Source organism: Kitasatospora sp. NPDC023120 (genome assembly GCF_055560835.1).
On the sequence record NZ_JBVHHY010000008.1, the window covers coordinates 49,608 to 71,132 of the forward strand.

Genomic DNA, 21,525 nt, shown 5'->3' on the forward strand with positions numbered 1-21,525 from the left:
CGTGCGTTCACGCCCCGGTTGTTCCAGGGTCGGGACAATTGAGGGCCTTTGGATCATGTTGTCCGATTTATTCTGGACCGTATGGCCGAGCACAAGAAGGTCCCGGGTCGCCGCCGCAAGGTCCTGCGGACGGCCGCCTGCGCGTTCGTCGCGCTCGTCGTCCTCGGCGCCGGCGCGGCCGTCTACGCGTACGTGAAGCTCGACGGCAACATCAAGAGCGTCGACATCGACGGCCGACTCGGCGACGCCCGGCCGCCCGCCGCCACCGACGGCTCCTTCAACATCCTGGTGCTCGGCTCCGACTCGCGGAACGGCGAGAACGGCTCCCTGGCCGGCGGGAGCACCGGCGACACCGCCCGCTCGGACACCGCGATGGTGGTGCACGTCAAGCAGGACCACTCGCGCGCGCAGATCGTCTCGATACCGCGCGACACCTTGGTCGCCCGCCCCGACTGCACCGACGCGAACGGCAGGACCGTGCCCGGCGCCAAGCGCGCGATGTACAACAGCGCCTTCGAGAGCGGCGGAGCGGCCTGCGCGGTCAAGACCACCGAGCAGCTCACCGGGCTGCGGATGGACCACTACCTGCAGATCGACTTCGCCGGCTTCGCCCGGGTCGTGGACGCGATAGGCGGGGCCACCGTGACCACCACGGTGGCCATCCACGACAAGGACAGCGGGCTCGACCTGCCCGCCGGGCAGCACCACCTGGACGGGCGGCAGGCGCTGGCCTTCGTCCGCACCCGGCACGGCGTCGGCGACGGCAGCGACCTCGGCCGGATCGAGCTGCAGAAGCAGATGGTGAAGTCGCTGCTCCGGCAGGCCGGCGGGGCCGGGCTGTTCACCGACCCGGTGAAGCTGTGGTCGATCGGCGACACCGTGACCAGCAGCATCACCACCGACTCCGCGCTCGGCTCGGTGAACTCCCTGGTGGGGCTCGTCCAGGAGCTCAGGGGGATCGGGCCGGACCAGCTGGGCATGGTCACCCTGCCGGTGGAGACCGCCCCCACCGACCCGAACCGGGTGGTCGAGCAGCAGCCGCAGGCCGACCAGCTCTGGGCGGCGCTCAAGGCCGACCGGGAGCTGCCGCAGACGGTCGTCGCGGCGCAGCCGGAGAACCCCGCCCAGGCGGACCCGACGGCCACCCCCTCGGCCCCCGCGCGGAGCGCGGGCAAGCCGGCCGCGAAGGCCACCACGACACCCGGCGCGACACCCACCGCGAAGGCCACCGCCACGCGCTGAGCGGGCCCGGAATATCCCGGAACGCGACCCGGTTTGGGAAGATGCGGCCGGTCCTGGCAGACTGGTCCGTCGGTCCCGGTTCACGTGCGGCACTCCAGCCGCCGACCCGGTGCCCTCCCGAAACCTAGGAGAACCCCTTGAAGCCCAACGTTCACCCCGAGTACGTGGTCACCCGTGTGACCTGCACCTGCGGCGCCGAGTTCACCACCCGCTCGACCGAGACCAGCGGCGAGATCCGCGCCGAGGTCTGCTCGCAGTGCCACCCGTTCTACACCGGCAAGCAGAAGATCCTCGACACCGGTGGCCGCGTGGCCCGCTTCGAGGCCCGCTTCGGCAAGCAGCACAGCGCGAAGGCCTAGCGCTCCCTCGGCGCCGGTTCCCGGCGCCCCCGTACTCGTTGTCGGGGGCGCTAGGGGGCCGGCGCCGTTCGCGTCCCCCCGCGCGTTCCCGGTCCCACCCGTTCCGAATCCCCCGCACGATCCGAGCCCCCGGAAGAAGGCCACCCCATGTTCGAGGCAGTCGAAGAGCTCCTCGTCGAGCACGCCGACCTCGAGACGAGGCTGGCCGACCCGTCCGTCCACGCCGACCAGGCCAACGCGCGCAAGCTGGCCAAGCGGTACGCCGAGCTGACCCCGATCACCCGGGTGTACCGGCAGTGGCGGCAGGCCGGCGAGGACATCGAGGCGGCGCGCGAACTCGCCGCCGAGGACCCGGACTTCATCTCCGAGGTGAAGGACTCCGAGGCACGCCGCGACGAGCTCACCGAGGAGCTGCGACTGCTCCTGGTCCCGCGCGACCCGAGCGACGACAAGGACGTCATCCTGGAGATCAAGGCGGGCGAGGGCGGCGAGGAGTCCGCGCTGTTCGCCGGCGACCTGCTCCGGATGTACCTGCGCTACGCGGAGCGGATCGGCTGGAAGACCGAGCTCATCGACTCCAACGAGTCCGACCTCGGCGGCTACAAGGACGTCTCGGTGGCCGTGAAGACCAAGGGCAGCGCCGAGCCCGGCCAGGGCGTCTGGGCCCGGCTGAAGTACGAGGGCGGCGTGCACCGCGTGCAGCGCGTCCCCGCCACCGAGTCCCAGGGCCGCATCCACACCTCCGCGGCGGGCGTGCTGGTCACCCCCGAGGCGGAGGAGGTCGAGGTCGAGATCCTCGCCAACGACCTGCGGATCGACGTCTACCGTTCCTCCGGCCCCGGCGGCCAGTCGGTCAACACCACCGACTCCGCGGTCCGGATCACCCACCTGCCGACCGGTATCGTGGCGTCCTGCCAGAACGAGAAGAGCCAGCTGCAGAACAAGGAGCAGGCGATGCGCATCCTGCGTTCGCGGCTGCTGGCCGCCGCGCAGGAGGAGGCCGAGCGCGAGGCCTCGGACGCGCGCCGCAGCCAGGTCCGCACGGTGGACCGCTCCGAGCGGATCCGGACGTACAACTACCCCGAGAACCGCATCTCGGACCACCGCACGGGGTTCAAGGCGTACAACCTGGACCAGGTCCTGGACGGCGACCTGAACGCGGTGATCCAGTCCTGCGTCGACAAGGACGCGGCGGCCAAGCTCGCCGCGGCCCAAGAGAACTGAGACCGGCGCGCCCCAGCCCACGCGCAGTCCGAAGCCGGAGCGCAGAAACAAGAGGTCGTACGGATGAACCTGCTGCTCGCCGAGGTGGCCCAGGCCACTCAGCGGTTGGCCGCGGCCGGCGTGCCGTCGCCGCGCTTCGACGCGGAGGAGCTCGCCGCCTACGTCCACAACGTCAAGCGCAGCCAGCTGCACACGGTGAAGGACGCCGACTTCGACGCCCGCTACTGGGAGGCGGTCTCGCGCCGCGAGGCGCGCGAGCCGCTCCAGCACATCACCGGTCGGGCGTTCTTCCGCTACCTCGAACTCGCGGTCGGCCCCGGGGTGTTCGTGCCCCGGCCGGAGACCGAGACGGTCGTCGAGTGGGCCATAGACGCGGTGCGCGACATGGACGTCGCCGAGCCGCTGGTGGTGGACCTCTGCTCCGGCTCCGGCGCGATCGCCCTCGCCCTGGCCCAGGAGCTGCCGCGCTCGACCGTGCACGCCTTCGAACTGGACGAGGGCGCGCTGGAGTACACCCGGCGCAACATCGAGGCCAGCCCGGACCGCGCCCGGATCACCCTGCACGCCGGGGACGCCACCAAGGCCTTCGAGGACGACCGCTCCTGGGACGGTCGCTTCGACCTGGTCATCTCCAACCCGCCGTACATCCCGCTCACCGAGTGGGAGTACGTCGCGCCGGAGGCCCGCGACCACGACCCGCAGATGTCCCTGTTCTCCGGCGAGGACGGCCTGGACACCATCCGCGGCATCGAGCGCGTCGCCGCCCGGCTGCTGCGCCCGGGCGGCGCGGTGGTGATCGAGCACGCCGACCAGCAGGGCGGCCAGGTGCCGTGGATCTTCAACGAGGAACGCGGCTGGACGGACACCGCCGACCACCGCGACCTGAACAACCGGCCGCGCTTCACGACCGCCCGGAGGGCCGGGTCGTGAACACCGAGCACCGCACGACCGCCCGGAGGGTCGGGTCGTGAACACCGAGCACCGCACGACGGCGGGCAAGGCCGCGCTGTGACGACCGCCGCGACGACCGCTGCGACGACTGCTGTGACGACCGCTGTGACCGCCAAGAGCCACTTCGGAAGGGGACCGCACCGATGAGCCGCCGCTACGACTGTGCCGATGCCGGGGACCGCGCCACCGGTCTGCGCGAGGCCGCCTCGGCCGTCCGCCGCGGCGAACTCGTCGTGCTGCCCACCGACACCCTGTACGGGGTCGGCGCGGACGCCTTCTCCCCGGAGGCCGTCGGCGAGCTGATGACCGCCCGGGGCCGCGGCCGCAACACGCCCTCCCCGGTGCTGGTCGGCTCGCCGACCACCCTGCACGGCCTGGTCACCGACTTCTCCGAGCAGGCCTGGGAACTGGTCGACGCCTTCTGGCCCGGCGGGCTCACCCTGGTCGCCCGGCACCAGCCCTCGCTGCGCTGGGACCTCGGCGAGACCCGCGGCACCGTCGCGGTCCGGATGCCGCTGCACCCGGTCGCCATCGAGCTGCTGAACGCCACCGGTCCGATGGCCGTCTCCAGCGCCAACAGGATCGGCGGCTCCTCCCCGCTGACCTGCGACGAGGCACAGTCGCAGCTCGGCGACGCGATCTCGGTCTACCTGGACGGCGGGTCGGCCGACCATTCCGCCGCCTCGTCCATCGTCGACGTCACCGGCAAGGTCCCGGTCCTGCTGCGGGCCGGCGCGATCAGCGTCGAGCAGCTGAGGGAGGTCGTCCCCGACCTGGAGGCCGGAAGTTGACGCCCACCGCCTCGCTCCACTCCGGGCCCGGCATAGCGCCGTACCTGAGCGTGGGCCCCAGGCCGCTGGACCACTTCCGGATCCTGTTCGTCTGCACCGGGAACATCTGCCGCTCGCCGATCGCCGAGCGGCTCACCCGGCGTGAGCTGGACACCCGGCTGAGCCCGCGGGTGGCCGGCCGGATCCTGGTCGAGAGCGCCGGCACCTGGGGCCACGAGGGCGCGCCGATGGAGGACCACGCCGCGACCGTGCTCGACGAGTACGGCGCGGACAGCGGCGGCTTCACCGGCCGAGAGCTGCTGGACGAGCACGTGGTCGAGGCCGACCTGGTGCTCACCGCGACCCTGGACCACCGCGCCCAGGTGATCTCGATGGGCCACGAGGCGGGGCTGCGCACCTTCACGCTGAAGGAGTTCACCCGCCTGGTGCGGACGATAGACCCGGGCACGCTGCCGGACCCCCGGCGCGGCGCGGACGTCACCGAGCGGGCCCGCGCGCTGGTCCGGGCCGCCGCCGCGCTGCGCGGCTGGCTGCTGGCCGCCACCCCGGAGTCGGACGAGGTGCACGACCCGTACGGGGCGCCGATCGGCATGTTCCGCAACTGCGGCGAGGAGATATTCCACGCGGTCGATCCCGTGGTCACCGCACTCACCGGCGTCCCCGCGCACCGCTGACCCCGCGCGAGCCGCGCTGACCCCCGCGAGCGAACCGGGTCGCAGCGGCCGGGAGGCGAGCCGAGCGGCAAAAAAGGAGGCGCGCCCGAACGGCCCCGTTTCGGCGGGCCGGGCGACGGTGGCGGTCCTACGCTGGACGCACCGTCCCCGCAGCGCCCGGGAGCCCCGCCATGACCGTCACCGATGCCGCGACCGGCCCGACCGCGACGAACGGGCGCCCCTGGGCGTCCGAGGCCCTGCACCGGGCGGATCCGCAGCTGGCCGACCTGCTGGCCGCGGAGGCCGAGCGGCGCGCCGAAACGATCCAGCTGCTGGCGGGGGAGAACCTCACCACCCCGGCCGTCCTGGCGGCCCTCACCGGCCCGCTGATCGACAAGTACGCCGAGGGCTACCCCGGGCGCCGGCACCACACCGGCTGCGCGCTGGCGGACGCCGCCGAGCTGCTGGCGATCGACCGGGCCCGTCAGCTGTTCGCCGCCCCGCACGCCAACGTCCAGCCCCGGTCGGTGACTTCGGCGATGCTGGCGGCCTACGCGGCGCTGCTGAAGCCCGGTGACGGGGTGCTGGCGATGTCGCTGGAGCACGGCGGGCACCTCAGCTGCGGCTCCCGCGCCAACTTCTCCGGCCGCTGGTTCGACTTCAGCGGCTACGGCGTGCGCGAGGACGACGGGCTGATCGACCTCGACCAGGTGCGCGACCTGGCCCGGCTGCACCGCCCCAAGGCGATCGTGGCGGGCTCGATCTCCCACCCCCGGCACCCGGACTGGGCGGCCTTCCGGGAGATCGCCGACGAGGTGGACGCCTACCTGATCGCCTCCTCCGCGCAGACCACCGGACTGGTCGCGGCCGGGGTGGCGCCCTCCCCGGTGCCGTACGCGGACGTCACCGTGGCGGCCACCCACAAGCTGCTGCGCGGCCCGCGCGGCGGCCTGCTGCTGTGCACCGCGGAGTTGGCCGAGCGGATCGACCGCGCGGTGTTCCCGTTCAGCCAGGGCGGCGCGGCGATGAACGAGGTGGCCGGCAAGGCGGTCGCCCTCGCGGAGGCCTCCACGCCCTCCTACCGGGCGTACGCGGAGCAGGTGGTGTCCGGGGCCCGGGTCCTGGCCGAGGGGCTCGCAGAGGCCGGTATACGCCCTCTGACGGGCGGTACCGACACCCACCTGGTGACCGCCGACGTGAGCCCGCTCGGGGTGACCGGAGCGGAGGCCGAGCGGCGCTGCTCGGCGGCCGGGCTGCTGCTCGGCAAGTGCGCGCTGCCGTTCGACCCGGCGCCGCCCGCCGAGGCCTCCGGGATCCGGCTCGGGACGGGCACCGTGACCAGCCAGGGGATGGGCGCCGCCGAGCTGTCCGAGATCGCCGGGCTGATCGCCCGGGTGCTCGCCGGAGGAACGGTGGCGCCGGTCGCGGAGCGGGTCCGGGAGCTCGCACGGGCGTTCGCCGACCGGGCCTGAGCACCGTCCGTCCAGCCGTCCGTCCAGCCGTCCGTCCACGGGCATCCGGATCTCCTACCCGGGAGGACGAACCGCGATGCACGTCCCCGGCGTCCGACTCAATAAGGTGTGTGCCGTGGCGACGCACCTCGAACCCCGGGAAGGCAGGGGAGTACCTTCGGTACTTCCCCGTTCGACAGTGATGCAGGAGGCCAGTGGTGCGTGAGTATCTGCTGGTGCTGTTCTGCACCGCCGCCGTCACCTACCTGCTGACCGGCCCGGTCCGGAAGTTCGCCATCGCGGCCGGCGCCATGCCGCCGGTCCGCGCCCGCGACGTGCACCGCGAGCCCACCCCGCGGCTCGGCGGCATCGCGATGTTCGGCGGGCTCTGCGCGGGCATCCTGGTCGCCTCGCAACTCGACAACCTGAGCAAGGTGTTCAGCCAGGGCACCGACATCCGCGCGCTGCTGTCCGGCGCCGGGATCATGTGGCTGCTCGGCGTGCTCGACGACAAGTGGGGCGTGGACGCGCTGGTGAAGCTCGGCGGCCAGATGATCGCCGCCGGTGTGATGGTCTGGCAGGGCGTCACGGTGATCACCCTCCCGGTGCCCGGCGTCGGCGCGGTCGCGGTGAGCCCGACCCAGGGCATGGTCATCTCGGTCACCCTGGTCGTCGTCATGGTCAACGCGGTGAACTTCATCGACGGCCTGGACGGTCTGGCCGGTGGCATGGTCTGCATCGCCGCGATGGCGTTCTTCCTGTACAGCTACCGGCTCTGGTACGGCTACGCGATCACCGACGCGGCCCCCGCCGTGCTGTTCAGCGTGCTGCTGATCGGCATGTGCCTGGGCTTCCTGGCGCACAACATGCACCCCGCGCGGATCTTCATGGGCGACTCCGGCTCGATGATGCTGGGCCTGATGCTGGCCGTGGCCGCGATCTCCATCACCGGCCGCGTCGACCCGGACCTGATCAACAACGAGACCGGTTCGCAGACCGCCACCGTGCACGCCCTGGTGCCGATCTACATCCCGCTGCTGCTGCCGCTGACGGTCATCGCGCTGCCGCTGGCCGACCTGCTGCTCGCGGTGGTGCGCCGCACCTGGGCCGGCCAGTCGCCGTTCGCCGCCGACAAGCGGCACCTGCACCACCGGCTGCTGCAGGTCGGGCACTCGCACAGCCGGGCCGTGCTGATCATGTACTTCTGGGCCGCGCTGATCGCCTTCGGCACGGTGGCCTTCTCGGTGACCAACACCGGCCGCACGGTGGTCCTGACGCTCGCCGGGCTCTGCCTGGTCGGCCTGGTGGTGCTGCTCACCCCGCGGTTCCGGCCGCGCGCCCCGCGGGCGGTGCAGTCCTTCGTCCCGCCGCGCTACCGCCGCCAGCCCTCCGGTCCGATGGCCGAACTCTCGGCGAAGGACAAGCAACTCCTGGGTGAAGCCAGCCGGGACTCGTCCGAGCCCGCCGACCACGGTCCGGCCGGGGGCCGTCGCTGACGTCCGCCGCTGGCAGGTGAGTTGACGATCGGTCAATTGGCTTCACCCGTACGGCGGATTCGCTGCGCCGTCGGTGTGACAGGTGCCACACATTCATGGTAAAGCTCTCATCAAATAGTTTGTGATACCGTTCACGAGTACCGAGAACACGCCGAAAGACCTGACAGGTGGATGACGTCCGTCCCTGTCGGTGTCCCTCGACCGGCCCGCCGTCCCCCGCGGGCGGCCCGGCGGCGATGCCTCGGTCGGTGTCACTTGCCACCGCTGTGCCCGTCCCCTGCCACATCGACATGCCGCCGGAGCTGCCGACATGCCGTCCAACGACGCCCGGATCCTCCGAGGCGCCGCGATTCCCACTGCGGTCGCCGGGATCATCGCCATGGCGATCTCCTATGCCGTCGCCCAGGGGAAGGGGCTGCTCGGCGCCCTGTTCGGCGCGGTGCTCGTGATGGCCTTCTTCAGCTTCGGCCAGATCGCGCTCGACCGGCTGACCAGGTCGAACCCGCAGATGATGATGGCCGCGGGGCTGCTCGTCTACACCACGCAGATCCTGCTGGTCGGCATCGTGCTCGCGGTGTTCAAGAACACCGAACTGTTCAACCGACAGGCGTTCGCCTTCACGCTGCTCGGCTGCGCCCTGATCTGGACGGGCTTCCAGGTGCGCGGCGCGCTCAAGGCCAAGACCTTCTACGTCGACACCGACGCCTCGGAAAACAAGGACGACAAGCCCTCCGACAAGGGGCGTCAACAGTGACGAGGCCTCACTGTCCCCCCAACGAGGGGGGCGGTGTTTATGCCGCACTGACGGGCTGCTATCGTCCGTCGCAACAACGGAGTACGGGAAGAGGCCTGGTCTGTCCGAGTAGCGGACGGATCGCCCCCCGGATCCGCGCAGTCTTCGATGATCCCGCTGTGGTGCAGTCCACTGCCGCGCGGGGTCGGCGAGAAACCCATCAAGTTCCAGTGCCGCTCCGTGGCCTCAGGCCACGCCGACACACCGAGGTTGCCGTATCCATGCGTCACGACGAAGGAGTCCGTGGTGAGTTCTGACCTCACGTCCCTCGCCTCAGGCGGTTGCCACTTCGGGGATGCTGGCTGCGGCTTCCCGGCCCCGGGTCTGAACGAGTTCGACTTCAAGCCGATCTTCCAGATCGGCAGCTTCTACTTCAACAAGCCGATGCTGCTGTCGATGATCGTCGCAGTGCTGGTGGTCGTCTTCTTCTGGGCCTCGTTCGCCAAGCCCCGCCTGGTCCCCGGCAAGCTGCAGCTGGTCGGCGAGATCGGCTACGACTTCGTCAAGCGCTCCATCGTGCTGGAGACGATCGGCAAGAAGGGCGAGAAGTACGTCCCGATGCTGGTCTCGATGTTCTTCTTCATCTGGTTGATGAACATCATGTCGATCATCCCGTTTGCGCAGTTCCCGGTGACGGCGGCGATCGCGTTCCCGGCCGGCCTCGCGGCGGTCGTGTGGGTCACCTACATGACGCTGACCTTCAAGAAGCACGGCTTCGTCGGCGGCATGAAGAACCTGTGCTGGCCCTCGGGCATCCCCGGTTGGGTCATGTTCATCCTGGTGCCGATCGAGTTCTTCTCGAACATCTTCGTGCGCCCCTTCACGCTCGCGGTCCGAGCCTTCGCGAACATGTTCGCCGGCCACCTGCTGATCGTGATGTTCTCCATCGCCTCCTGGTACCTGCTCAGCCCGACCCTGGGTGCGCTGTACGGCTCGGCCTCGTTCGTCGTCGCCGTTGCCCTGACCGCCTTCGAGCTGCTGGTCCAGTTCCTGCAGGCCTACATCTTCGTGATGCTGGCCAGCAGCTACATCGCCGGTGCCCTGGAAGAGTCGCACTGAGCCCGGGGGCTCCGCCCCCGCCCCGAACCACCTCCCGGATCGCCCGGTGGCCAATCACCACCGGTTCACCACCCTGCAAAGGACAACGTCAATGAGCATCCTCGCTGAGGGCACTGTCTACGGTTCCGTCGCCTCCATCGGCTACGGCCTCGCCGCCATCGGCCCCGGCATCGGCGTCGGTCTCATCTTCGGTAACGGTGTCCAGGCCATGGCCCGTCAGCCCGAGGCCGCCGGTCTCATCCGTTCCAACATGTTCATCGGCTTCGCGCTGACCGAGGCGCTCGCCCTCATCGGCATCGTCATGCCGTTCGTCTTCGGCAACAAGTAACCCTGCCGCAGACCCTTTCGAGGAAGGTCCAGATATGAGCATCGCGGCTCAGCTCGCGGCCGAGGAGAAGATGAACCCTCTCCTCCCCAACTGGCCCGAGATCATCATCGGCCTGCTCTGCTTCTTCATCGTCTTCGGTCTGCTCGGCAAGAAGCTCCTTCCCAGCATCGAGAAGGTGCTGTCGGAGCGCCGGGACGCCATCGAGGGCGGCATGGAGCGCGCCGAGGCCGCTCAGGCCGAGGCCCAGGCCGTGCTTGAGCAGTACCGTGCCGAGCTTGCCGAGGCGCGCCACGAGGCCGCCCGCATTGTCGAGCAGGCTCGCGAGCAGGGCGCCGCCCAGCTCGCGGAGATGCGCGAGGAGGGCCAGCGCCAGCGCGAGGCCATCGTCGCAGCGGGTCACGCCCAGATCGAGGCGGACAAGAAGCAGGCGACTGCCGCCCTGCGCCAGGACGTGGGCTCGCTGGCCACCCAGCTGGCGTCCCGCATCGTGGGTGAGTCCCTTGAGGACCACGCCCGGCAGAGCGGTGTGATCGACCGCTTCCTGGACGAGCTGGAGGCCAAGGCCACCGTTGCTCAGGGTGCGGCCAAGTGATCGGCGCCAGCCGCGAGGCTCTCGCCGCGGGCCGGCAGAACCTGGAGAGCCTGACCGACTCCACCTCGGTGGACGCGGCCAAGCTCGCCGAGGAGCTCACCGCCGTCACGGCTGTGCTGGACCGTGAGGTGTCGCTGCGCCGAGTCCTGACCGACCCGTCCCGGTCGGGCCAGGACAAGGCCCAGCTGGTCACCTCGCTGCTGACCGGTCAGGTCTCCGGCGAGGCCGTCGACCTGGTCTCCGGTCTGGTCCGCTCCCGCTGGTCGGGCTCGCGCGACCTGGTGGACGCGACCGAGGAGCTCGCCGCTTACGCCGAGATCATCGCCGCGGACAAGGCCGGCTCCCTGGACGACGTCGAGGACGAGCTCTTCCGCTTCGGCCGGGTGGTGAGCGGCTCGCACGAGCTGCGCGCCGCGCTGACCGAGCCGAAGGCCGGTGCCGTCGCGAAGGCCGAGCTGATCAAGAAGCTGCTCGGCGGCCGCGCCAACGCCGGCACCGTCCGGCTGGTCACGGCCCTCGTCAACGTGCCGCGTGGCCGTAGCCTGGAGCAGGGCCTCGAGTCCTACTCGAAGCTCGCCGCCGCGCGCCGCGGCCGCGTGGTGGCCCTGGTCACCACCTCGGTGCCGCTGTCGGACACCCAGAAGGAGCGCCTGTCCGGTGCTCTGGGCCGGATGTACGGCCGCCAGGTCCACCTGAACATCGACGTCGACCCCGAGGTCGTCGGCGGCGTCCGGGTGCAGATCGGCGACGAGATCATCGACGGCACCGTGTCGAGCCGCCTCGAGGGCGCTCGCCAGTCGCTCGAAGGCTGAGCACCGAAGCAGCACATCCGACCCTCGGTCGGGAAACCGGCTCCCCAAGGAGCCGGCAAATCGTACGGCCGGTTCGGAAGACCCGGCCGAGAGTCGAATACTTGCGGCCCTCAATGGCGGGCCGAGGATCGCAAACTAGGAGAGCAGGGAAGCCTGATGGCGGAGCTTACGATCCGTCCGGAGGAGATCCGGGACGCGCTGGCCGACTTTGTCCAGTCGTACCAGCCGGACGCCGCTTCTGTGGAAGAGGTCGGCACGGTCACTGACGCGGCGGACGGCATCGCGCATGTCGAGGGCCTGCCCTCGGTCATGGCGAACGAGCTGCTGAAGTTCGAGGACGGCACGCTCGGCCTCGCGCTGAACCTCGACACCCGTGAGATCGGTGTGGTCGTCCTCGGTGAGTTCGGCGGCATCGAAGAGGGCCAGACCGTGCGCCGCACCGGCGAGGTCCTCTCGGTTCCGGTCGGCGACGGCTACCTCGGCCGCGTCGTGGACCCGCTGGGCAACCCGATCGACGGCCTCGGCGAGATCGCTGCCAGCGGCCGTCGCGCCCTGGAGCTGCAGGCCCCCGGCGTCATGGCCCGCAAGTCGGTCAAGCAGCCGCTGCAGACCGGCATCAAGGCCATCGACGCGATGACCCCGATCGGCCGCGGCCAGCGTCAGCTGATCATCGGCGACCGCCAGACCGGCAAGACCGCGGTGGCCGTCGACACGATCATCAACCAGCGTGACAACTGGCGCTCGGGCGACCCGGAGAAGCAGGTCCGCTGCATCTACGTCGCCGTGGGCCAGAAGGGCTCCACCATCGCGTCCGTCCGCGGCGCCCTGGAGGAGGCCGGCGCGCTGGAGTACACCACCATCGTGGCTGCTCCCGCCTCCGACCCGGCCGGCTTCAAGTACCTCGCCCCGTACACCGGTTCGGCCATCGGCCAGGAGTGGATGTACGACGGCAAGCACGTCCTGATCATCTTCGACGACCTGTCGAAGCAGGCCGAGGCCTACCGCTCCGTCTCCCTGCTGCTGCGCCGCCCGCCGGGCCGCGAGGCCTACCCGGGTGACGTCTTCTACCTGCACTCCCGCCTGCTGGAGCGCTGCGCCAAGCTGAACGACGCCCTCGGCGGCGGCTCGATGACCGGTCTGCCGATCATCGAGACCAAGGCCAACGACGTCTCGGCGTACATCCCGACCAACGTCATCTCCATCACCGACGGCCAGTGCTTCCTGGAGTCCGACCTGTTCAACGCCGGCATCCGCCCGGCCGTGAACGTCGGTATCTCGGTCTCCCGCGTCGGTGGCTCCGCCCAGATCAAGGCCATGCGCTCGGTCGCCGGCCGTCTGCGTCTGGACCTCGCCCAGTACCGCGAGCTGGAGGCCTTCGCCGGCTTCGGCTCCGACCTGGACGCGGCCTCCAAGGCCCAGCTGGAGCGCGGTGCGCGCATGGTCGAGCTGCTGAAGCAGGGCCAGTACCAGCCGTTCCCGGTCGAGGAGCAGGTCGTCTCCATCTGGGCCGGCACCACCGGCAAGCTGGACGACGTCCCGGTCGCCGAGATCCGCCGCTTCGAGCGCGAGTTCCTGGACTACGTCCGCCTGCAGCACAAGGACCTGCTCGCCGGCATCGTCGAGACCGGCCTGCTGGCCGACGGCACCGTCGACGCGCTGACCAGCGCGATCGATGCCTTCAAGCAGGGTTACCAGACCGCTGACGGCAAGCTGCTCTCCGAGCAGGCCTGAGTCCGGTAGCGAGGGAAAGGACGTAACGACCCATGGGAGCACAGCTTCGGGTCTACAAGCGCCGGATCCGCTCTGTCACCGCGACGAAGAAGATCACCAAGGCGATGGAGATGATCTCCGCGGCGCGCATCGGCAAGGCGCAGCGCGCGGTGGCCGCCTCCGCTCCGTACGCCGATGAGCTCACCCGGGCGGTGACGGCGGTGGCCACCCGGTCCAACGCCAAGCACCCGCTCACCACCGAGAACCCGAACGCCTCGCGTGCCGCGGTCCTGCTGATCACGGCGGACCGCGGTCTGGCGGGCGGTTACTCGTCCAACGCCATCAAGGCCTCGCTGACGCTCACCGAGCGCCTGCGCGGCGAGGGCAAGGACGTCGTGACCTACATCGTCGGTCGGAAGGGTCTGTCGTACTACACCTTCCGCAACCTGACGGTGGGGAACTCGTGGACGGGCTTCTCGGACAAGCCGACCTACGGTGACGCGAAGGCCGTCGCGGCCGAGCTGATCGAGGCCTTCACGGCCGAGACCGGCGGCGTGGACGAGCTCCACGTGGTCTCGACCGAGTTCGTGTCCATGCTGACGCAGGACGCGGTGGAGGCCCGGCTGCTGCCGCTGAAGCTGGACGAGGTCCAGCTCAGCGACCAGACGCCGGCCAAGTCGGAGATCTTCCCGCTGTACGACTTCGAGCCGTCGGCGGAGGGCGTCCTCGACGCACTCCTGCCGCGGTACGTCGAGAGCAGGATCTACAACGCGCTGCTGCAGTCGGCCGCTTCCGAGCACGCCGCCCGCCGCCGCGCGATGAAGAGCGCGACGGACAACGCCGGCGAGCTCATCAAGTCGCTCACGCGGCTTGCCAACTCGGCCCGTCAGGCCGAGATCACCCAGGAAATCAGCGAGATCGTCGGTGGCGCCAACGCGCTCGCTGACGCGAGCCGCGGGAGCGAATGAGTATGACCACCACTGTTGAGCCGACCACGGCGACGGGCCGCGTCGCGCGGGTCATCGGCCCGGTCGTCGACGTGGAGTTCCCCGTCGACGCGATCCCGGAGATGTACAACGCCCTGCACGTCGAGGTGGACAACCCCGACGGCACGGGCAAGAAGACCCTGACCCTCGAGGTTGCCCAGCACCTCGGCGACGGCCTGGTCCGCGGCATCTCGATGCAGCCGACCGACGGCCTGGTCCGCGGTTCGCAGGTCACCGACACCGGTGCCGCGATCTCCGTGCCGGTCGGCCAGATCACCAAGGGCAAGGTCTTCAACGCCCTCGGCGACGTGCTGAACGTCGACCAGGCGGAGTTCGACTCCCAGGTCGAGGTCCGGTGGCCGATCCACCGCAAGGCCCCCGACTTCAAGGACCTCGAGTCCAAGACCGAGATGTTCGAGACCGGCATCAAGGTCATCGACCTGCTCACCCCGTACGTCCAGGGTGGCAAGATCGGTCTGTTCGGTGGTGCCGGTGTCGGCAAGACCGTTCTGATCCAGGAGATGATCTACCGCGTCGCCGAGAACTTCGGTGGTGTGTCGGTGTTCGCCGGCGTCGGCGAGCGCACCCGTGAGGGCAACGACCTCATCGACGAGATGGTCGACTCGGGCGTTCTGGACAAGACCGCGCTGGTCTTCGGCCAGATGGACGAGCCGCCGGGCACCCGTCTGCGCGTCGCGCTGTCCGCGCTGACCATGGCGGAGTACTTCCGTGACGTCGAGAAGCAGGACGTGCTCCTCTTCATCGACAACATCTTCCGGTTCACCCAGGCCGGTTCCGAGGTGTCGACCCTGCTCGGCCGCATGCCCTCCGCGGTGGGCTACCAGCCGAACCTGGCCGACGAGATGGGCCTCCTGCAGGAGCGCATCACCTCGACCCGCGGTCACTCGATCACCTCGATGCAGGCGATCTACGTCCCCGCGGACGACCTGACCGACCCGGCCCCGGCCACCACCTTCGCCCACCTGGACGCGACCACCGTTCTGTCGCGCCCGATCTCGGAGAAGGGCATCTACCCGGCCGTCGACCCGCTGGACTCCACGTCCCGCATCCTCGACCCGCGGTACATCACGCAGACCCACTACGACACGGCCGTCCGTATCAAGGGGATCCTGCAGAAGTACAAGGACCTCCAGGACATCATCGCCATCCTCGGTATGGACGAGCTGTCCGAAGAGGACAAGATCACGGTGCACCGCGCCCGTCGCATCGAGCGCTTCCTCTCGCAGAACACCTACGTGGCGAAGCAGTTCACCGGTGTCGAGGGTTCGACCGTGCCGCTGTCGGAGACCATCGAGGCCTTCAACTCGATCGCGGACGGCAAGTACGACTCCGTCCCGGAGCAGGCCTTCTTCATGTGCGGTGGCATCGAGGACCTCGAGAAGAACGCCGCCGAGCTGGCGAAGAAGTAATCGCGGCCGGTAGCAGCTGAGTGACCGTGAGGGGTGGGCCCCAACCCTGGGACCCACCCCTCGCGTCGCATCGGCTGTGATTCCGGTCAAATCCGTGCCGCCGGTTTCATGCCGGAGGTGCGGGGCCGTTATTCTTACCGAAACTCCCGAGTAATCGGGCGTTGCATGAGCCTAGGAGCCCACGTTGGCTGAGCTGCACGTCGAGCTGGTCGCAGCCGACCGCAAGGTGTGGTCCGGTGCGGCCACCATCGTCGTCGCCCGTACGGCCTCCGGTGACACCGGCATCATGCCGGGCCACACCCCGGTGCTGAGCGTGCTGGAGACCGGCCCGGTCACCATTCGCACGGTGGACGGCGGGACCGTCATCGCCGCGGTGCACGGCGGCTTCATCTCCTTCGCCGACAACAAGCTGTCTCTGCTCGCGGAGATCGCCGAGCTGGCGGACGAGATCGACGTCGCGCGTGCCGAGCGCGCACTGGAGCAGGCCAAGTCGGACCTGGACGCGCACGCCGAGCGTCGCGCCGAGGTCCGTCTGTTCGCGGCGCGCGGCCTCAAGGCCCACGCCTGAGTGCGCCGGACCCCGGCTTAGCGGGGTCGACCGACGGTCCCGGGGACGCGTGAGCGTGACCCCGGGACTGTCGTCGTAGTTGGTAGGTCAGCGCGGTCGCTTGATACGACCGCTACGGGGAACGCGGGTAGCGAGGAGGTAGGTGAGCATGGTCCTCGCGCTTGTGGTGTGTGCGGCGGTCGTGGCGCTGGGTGTGATCGGCCTGATGGCCTTCGCCGTCCGCCGCCGCCTGATCCAGCGGGTGGGCGGCACGTTCGACTGCAGTTACCGGCTCAAAATGCCCGCCGACGCCTCGACGCAGCCCGACCTCGACGAGAACGGCAAACCCACCTCGGCCCCGGTCCCCCCGACCGACGGCAAGGGGTGGGTTTTTGGTATCGGCCGGTACAGCGGCGACTCCATCGAGTGGTTCCGGGTCTTCTCGTACGCCCCGCGCCCGCGCAAGGTGCTGCCGCGCCGGGAGATCGAGGTGCTCGGCCGGCGCTACCCGGAGGGCCAGGAGGAGCTGGCGCTGCTCTCCGGCTCGGTGGTGCTGCGCTGCCTGCACAACGGGGCGCCGCTGGAGCTGGCGATGAGCGAGGACGCGCTGACCGGCTTCCTGGCCTGGCTGGAGGCGGCCCCGCCCGGGCAGAGGGTCAATGTCGCGTAGCGGCGGCTCGTGGGGTTAACGGCGCCTAACCTGCCGGGCTAGGGTGGCCGCATGGTCAATCTGACGCGCATCTACACCCGTACCGGCGACGACGGCACCACCGCGCTCGGCGACATGAGCCGGACCACCAAGACCGATCCGCGGCTGATCGCGTACGCCGACGCCAACGAGGCGAACGCGGCGATCGGGGTGGCCCTCGCGGTCGGGGCGCTGTCCGAGGACGTGGCGGCGGTGCTGGTCCGGGTCCAGAACGACCTGTTCGACGTCGGCGCCGACCTGTCCACCCCGGTGGTCGAGGACCCGAAGTACCCGCCGCTGCGGGTGCTGCAGTCCTACATCGACCGGCTGGAGGGGGACTGCGACCACTACCTGGAGAAGGTGGAGAAGCTGCGCAGCTTCATCCTGCCCGGCGGCACGCCCGGCGCGGCCCACCTGCACCTGGCCTGCACCGTGGTGCGGCGGGCGGAGCGCTCCACCTGGGCGGCGATCGCGGAGCACGGGGACACCGTCAACCCGCTGACCGCGAAGTACCTCAACCGGCTGTCCGACCTGCTGTTCATCCTGGCCCGGGTGGCCAACAAGGAGCGCGGCGACGTGCTCTGGGTGCCGGGGGAGAACCGCTAGGGCCCGTCTCAGACCCGCTCGGCCGGGCTCTTCTCCTGCTCGACCACGCGGCCGTTCTCCACCAGCACGCCGGCGGGCGCCTCCTTGGGCCAGCGGGAGAAGCAGCCGGCCACGACCACGTTCACGACGGCCGCGATGCCGAGCCGCCAGTACCACTGGGCGAAGGTGCCGTAGTGGGCGGCGCCCGCGGAGAGCGGGACGAGCAGGCTGATCAGGCCGAGTGTGATCGCGGCGGAGACGACGGTGCGGCCGGCGATCTGCCACTCGTACCTGGTCCGCTCCGGGCCGTACTTCGGCGAGGGCAGCGGCTTGGGGCCGCCGGCGAAGCGGTGCAGGAAGTGCCGGTCGGCCCAGCGGACCAGCGAGGGCCCGTAGCCGACGGAGAAGCCGGCGTAGCTCGCGGCGAGCGCGTGCGTCCAGCTCGCCTCGGCGCCGCCCCGCAGGTCGAGCACGGTGAGGGCGTACAGGGCGAGGTCGACCGCCGGGAGGCCGAGCAGCAGCACGGTGCTGGTGCGGCGCCACCGCAGCAGGTAGCGGGCGGAGAGGGCCAGGCCGAGCACGATCCACCAGGAGATCTCGGCTGCGACGATGAGGGTGACGATCACGTTCTGCTCCCGGGTGTTCGGCGGTGTATCGAGCCTCGTACGCGGGTGCGCCGGTGTCGTCGTCGTGCGGTGCCGTCCCGGCCTGCACCTTTCGATGTAGCGGGCTCCTCCGTGGACCGGAATCGGGCGGGCCCGCCGGGATGGTGAGATGGGGGAGTGCCCGTTCCGTCCCTCCCGCCGCACCGCCTCGACCGGCTGATCGCCCTCTGCGGGCTGCTCGGCGGCACCGTGCTGATCGTCTTCCGGGTGTACGACAACGCCGACCGCCTGCCGCTGTGGGCGGTGGTGCTGCCGATGTCGGTGATGGCCGGACTGGAGCTGTGCCGGCGGACCAGGCCGGTGCTCGCCGTCTCGGTCGGCGGGGTGGCCTTCGCGGCCAGCCTGTTCACCGGTAGCCTCGTGGCGACGCTGATCATGTACACCGATCTGCTGTACGCGGCGGTGATCTACGGCAACCCCCGGATGTCGCGGGTACTGCACCTGACCGGCGGGTCGACCGTGCTGGTGCTCTCCAGCCTGGCCTGGTACGCCGGCGGCATCCCGGCCGGGCTGCTGATCGCGGTGCTCAGCGCGCTGGTCTTCCTGGCGCCGGTGTGGACCGGCGAGGTGGTGCGCAAGCACCGGCAGGAGGCGGAGGCCGAGCGGCTTCGGGCCGAACAGACCGCGCTGCTCTCGGAGATGGACCGCCGCGAGGCGGTCGGTGCCGAACGGGCGCGGATGGCACGGGAGTTGCACGACGTGGTGGCCAACCACCTGTCGGCGATCGCGATCCACGCCACCGGTGCGCAGTCCGTCGCGAAGCGCCGGAGCCTGCCCGCGGACGACCCGCTGGTGGAGGTGCTGGCGGTGATCCGGGAGAACAGCGTCCAGGGATTGGCCGAAATGCGTCGCATGATCGGACTGCTCCGGGACAGCGGCGGCGGAGAGGCCGACGAGTCGTACGCGGCACCCGACCTGGCCGCGGTGGACACCCTGCTGGCCAAGGCCCGGGCGGCCGGCCAGGACGTCGGGCTGGACTTCGAGCTGGCGGAGCACGGCGAGCGCGGGGACGTACCGGTGCCGGTCGGACTGGCCGCGTACCGGATCGTCCAGGAGTCGCTGACCAACGCGCTCAAGCACGCCGGGCCCGGACTGGTCCGGCTGCGGCTGGAGTTCGGGCCGGAGGAGCTGCGGATCGCCGTCGACAGCCCGTACCGGGGCGAGCCGGGCCGCGGACTGCCCGGCGCCCGGGCCGGACTGGTGGGCATGGCGGAGCGGGCCGGACTGCTCGGTGGCAGCTTCGAGGCCGGGCCGAAGGTCGGGTACTGGAGCGTGCGCGCGGTGCTGCCGCGCGCGCAGGGGAGCGAGGGGCGGACATGACGATCCGGGTGCTGGTGGCGGAGGACCAGGCGACGGTACGGGCGGCGCTGGTGATGATCCTGCGCGCCGAGCCGGAGTTCGAGGTGGTCGGGCAGGCCGCCGACGGCGAGGAGGCGGTCCGGCTGGCGTTGGAGCTGCGGCCGGACGTGGTGCTGATGGACGTGCAGATGCCCCGGCTGGACGGCGTCTCGGCGACCCGCGAGGTGGTCGCCGCCGGGGCCGCCCAGGTGCTCGTGCTGACCACCTTCGACCTGGACGAGTACGTCTACGGCGCGCTGCGGGCGGGCGCCGCCGGGTTCCTGCTCAAGGACCTGGAGGCGGACACCCTGGTCGAGGGCATCCGCACGGTGGCGCGCGGGGACGGCATGCTGGCGCCCTCGGTGACCAGGCGGCTGATCGGAACCTTCGCCCGCCCGGAGCGGCCGGTCGGGCCCGAGGCCCGGGAAGCGGTGGCCGGGCTGACCGCCCGTGAGCGGGAGGTGCTGGCCTGCATCGGAGCGGGGCTGTCCAACGGGGAGATCGCGGCCCGGCTGGCGATGGCGGAGGCGACCACCAAGACACACGTCAGCCGGATCCTGGCGAAGCTGCGGCTGCGCAGCCGGGTGCAGGCGGCGATCCTGGCCCAGGACCTCGGGCTGACCGTCTGACCGTCTGACCGCCTGACCGGACCGCCGGACCGCCTGACCACCCGGCCGCCCGGCCGTCCGGCCGACCGTCCGATCCGCCACTTGGGCGGCTGACCAGGTCGGTTGCAGATCACACTCCCGATTGCTACTGCACGGGGCATTCGGGCATTAGAGTCCCGACGAGCGACGCGGCTCCGTGGCGGTGACCCCTGCCCTGAGCCGCCTTCAGGGCCCGCCCGCGGGGCGGCGACGGCATCGGGAGACCCAGCCATGAGCAATGCGTCCAGCAAGCAGATCGCCGTGATCGGTGCCGGCCTGATGGGCGCCGGCATCGCCCAGGTGTCGGCGCAGGCCGGGCACCCGGTGGTGCTGCGGGACGTCACCGAGGAGGCGCTGCAGCGCGGCCTCGCCGGCATCCGCGCCTCGTACGAGAAGTTCGTCGCCAAGGGCAAGCTGAGCGCCGAGGACGCCGAGGCCGCGCTGGGCCGGATCACCACCACCACCGACCTGGGCGCCGTCGCCGAGGCCGACATCGTGGTCGAGGCCGTGTTCGAGAACCTGGAGGTCAAGGAGGGCGTCTTCCGCGAGCTGGACAAGCTCGCCAAGGACGGCGCCGTGCTGGCCTCCAACACCTCCGCCATCCCGATCACCCGGATCGCCGCCGTCACCCAGCGCCCGGAGTCGGTCGTCGGCGTCCACTTCTTCTCGCCCGTCCCGATGATGAAGCTGGTCGAGCTGGTCCGCGGCTACAAGACCAGCGACGAGACGCTGGCCGCCGCCCGCGCCTACGCCGAGGGCGTCGGCAAGGAGGTCGTGGTGGTCAACCGCGACGTGGCCGGCTTCATCACCACCCGCCTGATCACCGCGCTGGTCGTCGAGGCCGCCAAGCTGTACGAGTCGGGCGTCGCCACCGCCGAGGACATCGACACCGCCTGCCGGCTCGGCTTCGGCCACGCGATGGGCCCGCTGCAGACCGCCGACCTGACCGGCGTGGACATCCTGCTGCACGCCGCCCGCAACATCTACACCGAGACCCAGGACGAGAAGTTCGCCGCCCCGGAGATCATGGCCCGCATGGTTACCGCCGGCGACCTGGGCCGCAAGAGCGGCCGCGGTTTCTACCCGTACGAAGGCAAGTGAACCGACAGGGCTGAACGACCCGGCGGGCCGTGCGATCGGAGCATCGCACGGCCCGCTCCGCCGGGTCGGGTGAGTTT

Annotated in this window: 23 protein-coding genes; 22 read left to right on the forward strand and 1 reads right to left on the reverse strand. The window is 70.6% G+C overall.

Annotated elements, in window-relative coordinates; genetic code table 11:
- The first annotated feature begins 81 nt into the window (after positions 1-81).
- From ACZ3TI_RS13645 to ACZ3TI_RS13735, 19 genes are all read left to right on the forward strand, one after another.
- On the forward strand, positions 82-1,242 hold the full coding sequence (locus ACZ3TI_RS13645; RefSeq protein ID WP_465726387.1) for an LCP family protein: 1,161 nt from the start codon (positions 82-84) through the stop codon (positions 1,240-1,242).
- A gap of 137 nt (positions 1,243-1,379) precedes the next feature.
- A complete protein-coding gene (gene rpmE / locus ACZ3TI_RS13650; protein WP_030057539.1) occupies positions 1,380-1,601 on the forward strand; it encodes a 50S ribosomal protein L31 in 222 nt (73 codons plus the stop codon).
- A 147-nt stretch (positions 1,602-1,748) separates the two neighbouring features.
- Entirely contained in the window at positions 1,749-2,825 is a 1,077-nt protein-coding gene (gene prfA / locus ACZ3TI_RS13655; RefSeq protein ID WP_465726388.1) for a peptide chain release factor 1, read from the forward strand.
- A gap of 63 nt (positions 2,826-2,888) precedes the next feature.
- On the forward strand, positions 2,889-3,755 hold the full coding sequence (prmC, locus tag ACZ3TI_RS13660; RefSeq protein ID WP_465726389.1) for a peptide chain release factor N(5)-glutamine methyltransferase: 867 nt from the start codon (positions 2,889-2,891) through the stop codon (positions 3,753-3,755).
- 164 nt (positions 3,756-3,919) lie between these two features.
- Complete coding sequence (locus ACZ3TI_RS13665) at positions 3,920-4,567, forward strand: L-threonylcarbamoyladenylate synthase (RefSeq protein WP_465726390.1); 648 nt, start codon at positions 3,920-3,922, stop codon at positions 4,565-4,567.
- Between the two features lie 32 nt (positions 4,568-4,599).
- Positions 4,600-5,241, forward strand: a complete 642-nt coding sequence (locus tag ACZ3TI_RS13670; protein ID WP_465726567.1) for an arsenate reductase/protein-tyrosine-phosphatase family protein — start codon at positions 4,600-4,602, stop codon at positions 5,239-5,241.
- 170 nt (positions 5,242-5,411) lie between these two features.
- Positions 5,412-6,692: a serine hydroxymethyltransferase gene (locus ACZ3TI_RS13675; protein ID WP_465726391.1), complete on the forward strand. Its 1,281-nt coding sequence runs from the start codon at positions 5,412-5,414 to the stop codon at positions 6,690-6,692.
- 197 nt (positions 6,693-6,889) lie between these two features.
- Complete coding sequence (locus tag ACZ3TI_RS13680) at positions 6,890-8,167, forward strand: MraY family glycosyltransferase (protein WP_465726392.1); 1,278 nt, start codon at positions 6,890-6,892, stop codon at positions 8,165-8,167.
- A 310-nt stretch (positions 8,168-8,477) separates the two neighbouring features.
- Entirely contained in the window at positions 8,478-8,921 is a 444-nt protein-coding gene (locus tag ACZ3TI_RS13685) for a hypothetical protein (protein WP_097236236.1), read from the forward strand.
- A gap of 285 nt (positions 8,922-9,206) precedes the next feature.
- The gene (gene atpB, locus ACZ3TI_RS13690; RefSeq protein WP_465726393.1) at positions 9,207-10,019 is read left to right on the forward strand and encodes a F0F1 ATP synthase subunit A; all 813 of its coding nucleotides are present in this window, start codon (positions 9,207-9,209) and stop codon (positions 10,017-10,019) included.
- 91 nt (positions 10,020-10,110) lie between these two features.
- Positions 10,111-10,347: an ATP synthase F0 subunit C gene (gene atpE, locus ACZ3TI_RS13695; protein WP_030282059.1), complete on the forward strand. Its 237-nt coding sequence runs from the start codon at positions 10,111-10,113 to the stop codon at positions 10,345-10,347.
- 34 nt (positions 10,348-10,381) lie between these two features.
- Positions 10,382-10,939: a F0F1 ATP synthase subunit B gene (locus ACZ3TI_RS13700; RefSeq protein ID WP_465726394.1), complete on the forward strand. Its 558-nt coding sequence runs from the start codon at positions 10,382-10,384 to the stop codon at positions 10,937-10,939.
- Positions 10,936-11,751: a F0F1 ATP synthase subunit delta gene (locus tag ACZ3TI_RS13705; protein ID WP_465726395.1), complete on the forward strand. Its 816-nt coding sequence runs from the start codon at positions 10,936-10,938 to the stop codon at positions 11,749-11,751. Before ACZ3TI_RS13700 ends, ACZ3TI_RS13705 begins: the two co-directional genes overlap by 4 nt.
- Positions 11,752-11,907: 156 nt before the next feature.
- Positions 11,908-13,482: a F0F1 ATP synthase subunit alpha gene (gene atpA / locus ACZ3TI_RS13710; protein WP_465726396.1), complete on the forward strand. Its 1,575-nt coding sequence runs from the start codon at positions 11,908-11,910 to the stop codon at positions 13,480-13,482.
- A gap of 32 nt (positions 13,483-13,514) precedes the next feature.
- Positions 13,515-14,429: a F0F1 ATP synthase subunit gamma gene (locus ACZ3TI_RS13715; protein ID WP_465726397.1), complete on the forward strand. Its 915-nt coding sequence runs from the start codon at positions 13,515-13,517 to the stop codon at positions 14,427-14,429.
- Positions 14,430-14,431: 2 nt separating this feature from the next.
- On the forward strand, positions 14,432-15,877 hold the full coding sequence (atpD, locus tag ACZ3TI_RS13720) for a F0F1 ATP synthase subunit beta (protein WP_465726398.1): 1,446 nt from the start codon (positions 14,432-14,434) through the stop codon (positions 15,875-15,877).
- 184 nt (positions 15,878-16,061) lie between these two features.
- Positions 16,062-16,445 (forward strand): F0F1 ATP synthase subunit epsilon, encoded by a 384-nt coding sequence (locus ACZ3TI_RS13725; protein WP_030282045.1) that lies wholly within the window; start codon positions 16,062-16,064, stop codon positions 16,443-16,445.
- Positions 16,446-16,593: 148 nt separating this feature from the next.
- The gene (locus tag ACZ3TI_RS13730; protein ID WP_030057523.1) at positions 16,594-17,094 is read left to right on the forward strand and encodes a DUF2550 domain-containing protein; all 501 of its coding nucleotides are present in this window, start codon (positions 16,594-16,596) and stop codon (positions 17,092-17,094) included.
- A gap of 51 nt (positions 17,095-17,145) precedes the next feature.
- Positions 17,146-17,718 (forward strand): cob(I)yrinic acid a,c-diamide adenosyltransferase, encoded by a 573-nt coding sequence (locus tag ACZ3TI_RS13735; RefSeq protein ID WP_465726399.1) that lies wholly within the window; start codon positions 17,146-17,148, stop codon positions 17,716-17,718.
- A gap of 8 nt (positions 17,719-17,726) precedes the next feature.
- Here the strand turns inward: ACZ3TI_RS13735 and ACZ3TI_RS13740 are convergent, their stop codons facing one another.
- Positions 17,727-18,323: a hypothetical protein gene (locus tag ACZ3TI_RS13740; protein WP_465726400.1), complete on the reverse strand. Its 597-nt coding sequence runs from the start codon at positions 18,321-18,323 to the stop codon at positions 17,727-17,729.
- Between the two features lie 156 nt (positions 18,324-18,479).
- On the opposite strand from ACZ3TI_RS13740, the gene ACZ3TI_RS13745 reads away from it, so the two are divergent.
- The 3 genes from ACZ3TI_RS13745 to ACZ3TI_RS13755 all read left to right on the forward strand — a co-directional run bounded on the left by ACZ3TI_RS13745 (position 18,480) and on the right by ACZ3TI_RS13755 (position 21,448).
- The gene (locus ACZ3TI_RS13745) at positions 18,480-19,682 is read left to right on the forward strand and encodes a sensor histidine kinase (protein ID WP_465726401.1); all 1,203 of its coding nucleotides are present in this window, start codon (positions 18,480-18,482) and stop codon (positions 19,680-19,682) included.
- On the forward strand, positions 19,679-20,329 hold the full coding sequence (locus ACZ3TI_RS13750; protein WP_465726402.1) for a response regulator: 651 nt from the start codon (positions 19,679-19,681) through the stop codon (positions 20,327-20,329). The genes ACZ3TI_RS13745 and ACZ3TI_RS13750 overlap by 4 nt, the downstream gene beginning before the upstream one ends.
- Before the next feature lie 249 nt (positions 20,330-20,578).
- Positions 20,579-21,448, forward strand: a complete 870-nt coding sequence (locus tag ACZ3TI_RS13755) for a 3-hydroxyacyl-CoA dehydrogenase family protein (RefSeq protein ID WP_465726403.1) — start codon at positions 20,579-20,581, stop codon at positions 21,446-21,448.
- The last annotated feature ends 77 nt before the right edge of the window (positions 21,449-21,525 follow it).